Here is a 6,577-nt window from a genome sequence, read left to right as displayed (position 1 = left end):
CCAGGAAATCATGGAGAAGAGTTCGTTCAAAATGAGCTCGGCTTAGATATAAAATACGTAGTCAGAATGAGCAACTTTGTAGGCTATATGCTTATGGAGGCAAAACGCTTGGGGTATAAAAAATTACTTCTAGCTGGACATATCGGCAAATTTATAAAAGTTGCTGCTGGAATATTCCAAACTCACAGCAAGGTTGCAGATGCTAGAAATGAAATTATGATTTCTAATTTGGCACTTATGGGAGCGCCAGTAGAATTTTTGGAACAAATAGATGAATGTGTGACAGCAGAAGGAGCAGTTGAAATAATCGACCAAAGTGAGTACACAGGTGTTTACGATGTTTTATGCAATAAATGCAGAGATAGAGTAAAACAACATCTAGGTGATGATGACATAGAAGTAGGTGTGTATATGTTTAGAATGGATAAATCCTATCTAGGAAAATCAGACAATGCAGATTCTATAGTGGAGGTATTTAGATGATTAATATTATAGGTTTAGGACCTGGAAACACAGATTATATTACTAAATTAGGCGAAAAATTAATCTATTCATCTGATGTAGTAATCGGAGGAAGAAGAAATTTAGAGTCTATAAGTGATTTCAAAGGAGAAAAGATAGTTTTATCTACAAATTTAAAAGAAATCTTAGAATATATACAAAACAACTTAGATAAAAATATTTCTGTTATAGCATCTGGAGATCCTTCTATATATGGAATTGGAAAATATCTTTCAAAAAATATAGAGCATAAGCACCTAAATATAGTTTCTGGTATAAGCTCACTTCAATATATATTTTCAAGAATATTTGTCGATATGAACGATGTTTACATTACAAGTAGCCACGGTAAAGTGCCAGACTTTGATTATATACTTTCTCATAAGAAGGTATGCATGGTTACTGACAGCAAGATAGGTCCTCACGAGATAAGCAGAGAAATACAAAAGAGAAATTTAAATAAAACTATAGTAGTAGGCGAAAATCTATCTTATGAGGATGAAAAAATAACAATAGGAAAGCCAGAGGATATATTGGCAGTTGAAAAATTTGATATGAATGTAGTGGTGATATTAGATGAGGAATAGAGATTTTATAACAGGAAAAGTCCCTATAACAAAAGAAGAAGTCAGAGCTATATCTATAAATAAATTGGATTTATTAAATGCTAAGACTTTTATAGATGTAGGTGCAGGGACTGGTAGTATATCTATTGAAGCTGGATACCATTATCCAAATTTAAGAGTTATAGCTATTGAACGAAATGACGATGCACTTGATTTAGTAAATCAAAATATAGAAAATTTTAATCTAACAAATGTAGAGGTTGTAAAGGCTTATGCACCTGTAGATTTAGACTTAGATACACCGGTAGATGCAATCTTCCTTGGAGGTACAGGAAAGAAGCTAGAAGAAATTATCGACTGGTCTAAGGAATTATTAGCTCCAGGAGGAAGACTTGTAGCTAACTTTATAATAATAGATACATTTTATGAAATGCTGAGATTAGTCAGAGAAAAAGGGTTTAAAAATGTAGATGTAACAGTTTTAAACGTTTCAAAGCTTGAAAAATTAGGACCAGGGGAATATTTCAAACCTCATAATCCAATATATATAATATCATGTGAAAAAGGAGTAGAGTAAAGACGATGAATACTAACGTTAATAAAGTACATTTTGTAGGGGCAGGCCCTGGGGACAAAGAATTAATAACATTAAAAGGATATAAATTACTAAGCAATGCAGATGTTGTAATATATGCAGGTTCATTAGTAAATCCAGCACTTCTTGAATACTGCAAAGAAGGCTGCGAAATACATGACAGTGCTTACATGAATTTACAAGAAATAATAGATGTTATGGAAAAAGGAATAAAAGAAGGAAAATCTGTAGTAAGATTACAAACAGGTGACTTCTCTATATACGGTTCAATAAGAGAACAAGTTGAAGATTTAGCTAAATTGGATATAGATTACGATTGTACACCAGGAGTAAGCTCTTTCTTAGGTGCATCATCAGCTCTAGGAGTAGAATATACAGTTCCAGAGGTATCTCAAAGTGTTGTTATAACTAGAATGGAAGGTAGAACTCCTGTGCCAGAAAAGGAATCTATAGAATCTTTCGCTAAGCACCAAACTTCAATGGTAATATTCTTATCAGTTCAAGAAATTGAAAAGGTTGTAGAAAAATTAATAGCTGGTGGATATCCAAAAACTACTCCAATAGCAGTAATATACAAAGCTACTTGGCCAGATGAAAAAGTAGTAAAAGGAACTTTAGAAGATATAGCAGTTAAAGTTAAAGAAAATGGAATCAAGAAAACAGCATTAATAATGGTAGGAGAATTCCTAGGAACTACATATAATAATTCAAAATTATATGATAAGGACTTCAAACATGAATACAGAAAATAATAAAATTGCTATTATTTGCATAACTAAAAATGGAAAAAACTTAGCTTTAAAGCTACAAAGTGAGTTAAAAGAAGGTCAGGTTTATTTTGTTAAAAAGAAGAGCGAGGATGAGTTACAGGAGTCTAGTAAAGGCGTAATTAGAATATATGAAAAGTTAAAAGATTTTGTACCGACAATATTCAATAAATACAGATATATAGTATTTATTATGGCAACAGGAATCGTAGTTAGAACAATCGCTCCTTTAATACAAAGTAAATTTGAGGATCCAGCTGTAATAGTAACAGATGAAAGAGGAACTAATGTAATAAGCTTACTAAGCGGTCATATGGGTGGAGCAAATGAAATGACTTTGTATATAAGTCATTTACTTGATGCAAATCCAGTTATAACTACAGCTACAGATGTTAACAATAAATCTTCATTAGATATGATCGCAAAAAAACTAAATGGATATATAGAAAACTTTAGAGACAACGTATTAAAAGTAAATTCCATGATAGTAAATAACAAGCCAGTGGGATTATTCCTAGATGGAGATTACGATGTCGATACAAGAGGATTTAAACTTTTGAAATACCAAGATGTAGATACAATAGAAAATATAGAAGCTATAGTCGTAGTAAGTGATAAAGAAAATCTAAATTTCAAAAACGAAAATATAATAAAATTAGTTCCAAAAGACATCGTAATAGGAGTAGGATGCAAACGAAATATCGACAGTACACATATGAGAAATTCTTTAAAGGAATTTTTACATACGAATAACATAGATATAAATTCTATAAAAGCTATAGGTAGTATAGAAGTAAAAAAAGACGAACAAGCAATAATCGAGCTTGCAAAATATTTAAATGTACCATTTAAGACCTTCACTGTAGAAGAAATCTCAAAAGTCGATCATTTATATGGAAAATCAGAATGGGTGAAAAAGAACGTGGGTGTGTATTCAGTCGCAGAACCATGTGCACATTTACTTAGTGAAGGCAATATGATTATTGAAAAACAAAAATATACTGGAATAACATTTTCGGCAGGGAGAGTGAACAAATGATATACGTTATAGGAATAGGGCCTGGATGTAGAGATTTAATGACACAAGAGGCAATAGCAGCAATGGAAGATGCAGAGGTAATAGTTGGATATAAAACATATATAAAGTTAGTTGAAGAATTCATAAAAGACAAAGAAGTAGTTCAAAATGGAATGAGAAAAGAAGTAGACAGATGCCAAGATGCTATCGATATAGCTAAAACTGGCAAAAAGGTTGCTGTAATAAGTAGTGGAGATGCTGGAATCTACGGAATGGCAGGTCTTATACTTGAATTAATAACTAAACAAGATTTAGATATACCAGTTAAAGTAGTGCCAGGGGTTACTGCTAGTATAGGAGCAGCTGCTGTATTAGGAGCACCTATAATGCACGATTTCTGTCATATAAGCTTAAGTGATTTAATGACACCATGGGAAGTAATAGAAAAAAGACTTAGATTAGCTGCAGAAGCTGATTTTGTAATCTGCCTATACAACCCAAGAAGTAAAGGTAGAAGCGAACATCTAGCAAAAGCATTTAAAATAATGGGAGAATTTAAAGATGGTTCAACTCCTGTAGGAATAGTAAAAGATGTAGGAAGAGCAGATCAAGAAAAATTCATATGTACTTTCGATACAATGGATTTTGAAAGAGTTGATATGACTACTATGGTTATAATAGGAAACAAATCTACATACATAAAAGATGATTTAATGATAACTCCTAGAGGATATACTGTATAGATTTTAAAAGAGAGGATACATATCATGATTTTAGTATTAGGTGGAACATCTGATAGCATAAATATTTGCAATAAATTAAACGACATGAATTTAGAGTATATGGTCTCAGTTACTACAGAGTATGGCAGAGATATTGCAAAAAAAGCTACAGATAATGTATTTTTAGGAAAGCTTACAATAGAAGATATGGTATCTTTAATAGAAGAAAAGAACATAACTCAAATAATAGATGCAACGCATCCTTATGCTACTGTTGTGTCTAGTAATGCGATAGAATGTTCTAAGATATCAAATGTAGATTATGTGAGATTCGAGAGAGAATCTCTTATAAAACAAATAGACTATGAAAATAAATATGTAGTTGAAAATATAGAAGAAGCCTGTAAAATTGCAAGTGAAAAAGGCAATAACATATTTATCGGAACAGGAAGCAAGAATTTAGACAAATATATAGAGCTGCTAAAAGGCAAAAATTTAATAGCGAGAGTGTTGCCGACAAGTGAAGTTCTTACAAGCTGTGAAGAGCTAGGGCTTAATGCCGATAATATCATCGCTATGAAGGGACCTTTTTCTGAAGAGATGAATATTGCTACTTATAAACAATACAATATAGATTTATTGATTACAAAGGAAAGTGGAGTGGCAGGAGGCTTTTTAGAAAAGGTAAACGCATGTAAAGCCTTAAATATACCAGTTGTAATAATATCTAGAAAGCAAATAGATTATCCAAGGGTTATAAATAAAATAGAAGATATAGAAAAAGTAATATAGTTTTATGGCGATATTTAATTTTCAAATTTGAGCAAAAATTAATATTAAGGAGAAATTAAAAATGAAAAAAGCAGTATTAGTAGTAAGTTTTGGTACAAGCTACCATGAAACTAGAAAAAAAACAATAGAGGTTTGTGAGAAAAAAATAAGCGAAAAATTAGAAGGATATGATTTTTATAGAGCATTTACTTCTAATATGATAATAAATAAATTAAAGAAAAGAGATAATATGTTCATAGATAATCCAGTTGAAGCTCTACAAAAATTAGCTGATGCAGGATATGAAGAGGTTGTAGTTCAAACATTACACATAATCTGTGGAGAAGAATACAACAAATTAAAGGAACAAGTTGAAAGCTTTAAGCCTAAATTTAAAAAAATAGCTTTAGGAAGACCTCTTTTAACTACAATAGATGATTATAGAGAAACTGTTGAAGGTGTAAAAAAACAACTAGACATAATACAACCTGACGAAGCAGTAGTATTTATGGGTCACGGAACTACACATGAAAGTCATTCAGCTTATCCAGCCTTGGAATACATGTTTAGAGATAACGACATGAACGTATATATAGGTACAGTTGAAGGATATCCTGAATTAGAACAAGTAATCAAAAAATTAAAGGCTGATAACATAAAAACTGTAGATGTAATGCCTTTTATGCTAGTTGCAGGAGACCATGCTACTAATGATATGGCGAGTGATGAAGAGGATTCATGGAAATCTATACTAGAAAAAGAAGGATTTAAAGTAAATATACATTTACAAGGCTTAGGCGAATACCCAGCTATACAAGATAAATTTGTAAACCACGCATTAGATTGTGCAAAGGAATTAGAAGATTAATTAACATAATAAAAAACATACTATTGGAGGAAATATAATGGCGAAATTTTATGGAATAGGAACTGGACCAGGGGACAGCTCATTGGTAACAGTTAAAGCAGTAAATACATTTAAAATATTAGATATATTATATACACCAGAACCAAAAAAAGGAACAGATAGCTTAGCACTATCAATAGTAAAAGAATATATACCTGATACTGTTGAAATAAAACAAAGACACTTCCCAATGAATTCAGACAGCGTCGAAAAAATGGCTGCATGGGATCAAGTAGCTCAAGAAATTGTAACAGATGTAAAAGGTGGAAAAAATGTAGGATTTATAACTTTAGGAGATCCTATGATATACAGCACATACGTATATGTAATGGAGAGATTAATAGATGAAATAGAAGTTGAAACTATTCCTGGAATATCTTCATTTTCAAATATAGCATCAAACCAAAACTTCCCACTAGTTATGGATACAGATCCACTTATAGTAATACCATGTACTATGGAGGAAGAAAAAATAGATGCAGCACTACAAACATACGACTGTATAGTGCTTATGAAGGTGTACAAGAATTTCAAACAAATAATAGAAAAGCTAGAAAAATACGATTTAATAGACAATGCTATTTTAGTAAGTAATTCATCTCAAGATAGAGAAGTAGTATACAAAGATTTAAGAGATGTCCATCTACAAGAAAAAATATCATATTTTTCTACAATATTAGTAAATAAAAATAACAAAATAAAATAATAATCTTAAAAAAGATTTAAGGAG

The 6,577-nt window shown here is 31.2% G+C and carries 9 protein-coding genes; all 9 read left to right on the top strand.

What is annotated here, in order from left to right:
- On the top strand, positions 1-483 hold a 483-nt coding region (locus ACI3VO_RS02950), incomplete at its 5' end, for a cobalt-precorrin-5B (C(1))-methyltransferase (protein ID WP_439756484.1).
- On the top strand, positions 480-1,088 hold the full coding sequence (locus ACI3VO_RS02945) for a cobalt-precorrin-7 (C(5))-methyltransferase (RefSeq protein ID WP_290691161.1): 609 nt from the start codon (positions 480-482) through the stop codon (positions 1,086-1,088). The genes ACI3VO_RS02950 and ACI3VO_RS02945, both read left to right, overlap by 4 nt.
- Positions 1,078-1,644: a decarboxylating cobalt-precorrin-6B (C(15))-methyltransferase gene (locus tag ACI3VO_RS02940; protein WP_439756483.1), complete on the top strand. Its 567-nt coding sequence runs from the start codon at positions 1,078-1,080 to the stop codon at positions 1,642-1,644. Before ACI3VO_RS02945 ends, ACI3VO_RS02940 begins: the two co-directional genes overlap by 11 nt.
- A 5-nt stretch (positions 1,645-1,649) precedes the next feature.
- Positions 1,650-2,414: a cobalt-precorrin-4 methyltransferase gene (locus ACI3VO_RS02935; RefSeq protein WP_320627091.1), complete on the top strand. Its 765-nt coding sequence runs from the start codon at positions 1,650-1,652 to the stop codon at positions 2,412-2,414.
- Complete coding sequence (gene cbiG, locus ACI3VO_RS02930) at positions 2,398-3,468, top strand: cobalt-precorrin 5A hydrolase (protein WP_439756482.1); 1,071 nt, start codon at positions 2,398-2,400, stop codon at positions 3,466-3,468. Before ACI3VO_RS02935 ends, cbiG begins: the two co-directional genes overlap by 17 nt.
- Positions 3,465-4,190, top strand: coding sequence for a precorrin-3B C(17)-methyltransferase (gene cobJ / locus ACI3VO_RS02925; protein WP_439756481.1), 726 nt, complete (start codon positions 3,465-3,467; stop codon positions 4,188-4,190). Before cbiG ends, cobJ begins: the two co-directional genes overlap by 4 nt.
- Positions 4,191-4,214: 24 nt before the next feature.
- A complete protein-coding gene (cobK, locus tag ACI3VO_RS02920) occupies positions 4,215-4,961 on the top strand; it encodes a precorrin-6A reductase (protein WP_439756480.1) in 747 nt (248 codons plus the stop codon).
- A gap of 61 nt (positions 4,962-5,022) precedes the next feature.
- Entirely contained in the window at positions 5,023-5,808 is a 786-nt protein-coding gene (locus ACI3VO_RS02915; RefSeq protein ID WP_439756479.1) for a sirohydrochlorin cobaltochelatase, read from the top strand.
- A gap of 37 nt (positions 5,809-5,845) precedes the next feature.
- Positions 5,846-6,553, top strand: coding sequence for a cobalt-factor II C(20)-methyltransferase (locus tag ACI3VO_RS02910; RefSeq protein WP_439756478.1), 708 nt, complete (start codon positions 5,846-5,848; stop codon positions 6,551-6,553).
- Positions 6,554-6,577 lie beyond the last annotated feature (24 nt).

This window comes from Intestinibacter sp. (assembly GCF_051866655.1).
Lineage (GTDB): Bacteria > Bacillota > Clostridia > Peptostreptococcales > Peptostreptococcaceae > Intestinibacter.
The sequence above is the reverse complement of the archived record's forward strand: the minus strand, read 5'-3'. Positions and strand labels throughout refer to the sequence as shown.

Excerpts from the sequence above, each read along its gene's own strand:
- ACI3VO_RS02945 (WP_290691161.1), top strand. The coding sequence starts at position 480 with ATGATTAATATTATAGGTTTAGGACCTGGAAACACAGATTATATTACT.
- ACI3VO_RS02910 (WP_439756478.1), top strand. The coding sequence starts at position 5,846 with ATGGCGAAATTTTATGGAATAGGAACTGGACCAGGGGACAGCTCATTG.
- cobJ (WP_439756481.1), top strand. The coding sequence starts at position 3,465 with ATGATATACGTTATAGGAATAGGGCCTGGATGTAGAGATTTAATGACA.
- ACI3VO_RS02940 (WP_439756483.1), top strand. The coding sequence starts at position 1,078 with ATGAGGAATAGAGATTTTATAACAGGAAAAGTCCCTATAACAAAAGAA.
- cobK (WP_439756480.1), top strand. The coding sequence starts at position 4,215 with ATGATTTTAGTATTAGGTGGAACATCTGATAGCATAAATATTTGCAAT.
- ACI3VO_RS02935 (WP_320627091.1), top strand. The coding sequence starts at position 1,650 with ATGAATACTAACGTTAATAAAGTACATTTTGTAGGGGCAGGCCCTGGG.
- cbiG (WP_439756482.1), top strand. The coding sequence starts at position 2,398 with ATGAATACAGAAAATAATAAAATTGCTATTATTTGCATAACTAAAAAT.
- ACI3VO_RS02915 (WP_439756479.1), top strand. The coding sequence starts at position 5,023 with ATGAAAAAAGCAGTATTAGTAGTAAGTTTTGGTACAAGCTACCATGAA.